The sequence below is a fragment of the Bacillus sp. LR_5 genome, assembly GCF_042709275.1.
On record NZ_JAVAXX010000546.1, the window covers coordinates 1 to 1,878 of the forward strand.

The 1,878-nt window shown below is 43.1% G+C and carries 3 protein-coding genes; all 3 read right to left on the minus strand.

Going from position 1 to position 1,878, the window contains the following annotated elements; all coding sequences use genetic code 11:
- Nucleotides 1-100 precede the first annotated feature (100 nt).
- From trmD to RAC86_RS38300, 3 genes are read right to left on the minus strand one after another with little or no spacing between them, the layout of a single operon-like run.
- Nucleotides 101-832, minus strand: a complete 732-nt coding sequence (gene trmD, locus RAC86_RS38290; protein WP_014113774.1) for a tRNA (guanosine(37)-N1)-methyltransferase TrmD — start codon at nucleotides 830-832, stop codon at nucleotides 101-103.
- The gene (gene rimM, locus RAC86_RS38295; protein WP_061187452.1) at nucleotides 829-1,353 is read right to left on the minus strand and encodes a ribosome maturation factor RimM; all 525 of its coding nucleotides are present in this window, start codon (nucleotides 1,351-1,353) and stop codon (nucleotides 829-831) included. The genes trmD and rimM overlap by 4 nt, the downstream gene beginning before the upstream one ends.
- A 4-nt stretch (nucleotides 1,354-1,357) precedes the next feature.
- Nucleotides 1,358-1,744 carry a YlqD family protein gene (locus RAC86_RS38300; protein ID WP_014113772.1) on the minus strand — a complete coding sequence of 129 codons (387 nt, stop codon included), beginning with the start codon at nucleotides 1,742-1,744 and terminating at the stop codon, nucleotides 1,358-1,360.
- Nucleotides 1,745-1,878: the final 134 nt, after the last annotated feature.

Genomic DNA, 1,878 nt, shown 5'->3' on the forward strand with positions numbered 1-1,878 from the left:
GCCCGGCACAGCGGAACATCGTTTTCAAGCTTGCAGCGGATAAGCCCGCTTAAGCCACAAGTAGTATCTTATCACAATTTCATAGCCTATGCAATAAAATCTATTCTTTTTCCCATTCAGAAATCCATTTTCTTTGCTGCTCTGTAAGCGGGTAGTCTTTCAAAAGATCCGGACGTCTTACATAGGTCCTTCTAATCGATTCTTTATTCCGCCATTCTTTGATTTTTGCATGGTTTCCTGACAGGAGTGTTTCAGGCACTTTTAAACCTTTGTAATCTGCCGGTCTTGTATAATGCGGGTGTTCTAAAAGGCCGGTGCTGAATGAATCCTCAATATGGGAAGCTTCTTTGCCCAGCACACCCGGAAGCAGTCTGACCACACTGTCTGCAATCATCATTGCAGGAAGCTCACCGCCCGTCAGAACAAAATCGCCAATGGATATTTCATCTGTCACCAGATGCTCACGAATGCGTTCATCATAACCTTCATAGTGGCCGCAAATAAACAGCAAATGCTCTTCCTTCGCTAATTGTTCTGCTTTTTTTTGGGTAAAACGCTCACCTTGCGGACAGACGAGGATAATACGCGGAGCAGCAGCTGCCTTTGATGTCAGGTCCTCGACCGCGTCAAAAACAGGCTGAGGCTTGAGAACCATGCCTGCGCCGCCGCCATAAGGATAATCATCAACAGTATTGTGCTTGTTATCAGAATACTCCCGGAAATTTACGACCTGAAACTGTACCGCATCTTTGTCCTGGGCTTTTTGAAGAATCGATGAACCGAGCACACCTTCGAACATTTCGGGAAACAGCGTCAAAAAGTCGATTTTCATTCGTCTATTAATCCTTCCATGAGTTCAATCTCAATTTTCTTTTCGCTGACATCGATATGTTTGACCACTGATTCAATGTAAGGAATCAGCGCGTCTTTTTTCCCTTTTCGCCCGATAACCCAAACGTCATTAGCTCCAGGCGTCAAAATTTCCTTAATCTTTCCGATGAGTTCGCCGTCTTCGGTAAATACTTCGCACCCGATGATTTCGTGGAAATAAAATTCTCCCTCATTCAGCTCTCCTAAATCTTCTTCAGGCACTTTAATGATTGCGTTTTTCAGTTCCTCTACTTCATTCAGGCCTTGTCTTTCTTTAAACTGCAGCAGATGAAATTGCTTATGCAGTCTGTGCGTGTTTACTGTTACTTCCACTGGTTCGTTACGTCCGTCCATAAACAAATACAGCGTGTTGCCCGGCTTATACCGTTCTTCGGCAAAATCTGTTTTCGAAATCACCCGCACTTCGCCTTTAATTCCGTGGGTATTTACGATTTTACCTACATTAAACCATCGCTTTGTCATATGATCACCTCTGGCGAATTTCAATTACTTTTCCGTCTTTTATGACGATGGTGTTTGCTGCTGTTTTCTCATGCCAGTCATCCCCGGCTTCAATCGTCAGCAGCGCATCGACTTCCTTTTCTTTCATCTCACTGCCAAGCGGCAATGTATGTACTTGAGCAATTTGAAAATCGATTATTTTTATGTTATCTTTTCGCTTTTCTATTGCCTTTTTAAATTGTTCAATCATATCTGGGTTTTGCTGTTCTTTCTCATGTTTTCTAAGCTGAAAATAGAGCTGGCTGCATTCTCGTTCAAGCATTTGTTTCTTTTCGGCAAAAGAAGCTAAAAGCTTTTCTTTGCTGCGCTCGGTTAAGACTTGCATAACGGCTACACGGTGAATAATTTGCATCGCACCAAGCTCCCCGCTTTTAAAACTTTTTTGGCTCAGGGCTTTTCTATTTTGCCTAAGCTTCTATCAGTTTACCCTTTTTTTGCGTGTAAAAAAAGGGGAGGTGCCGGCCCTCTCCCTTTTAGTCAAATATC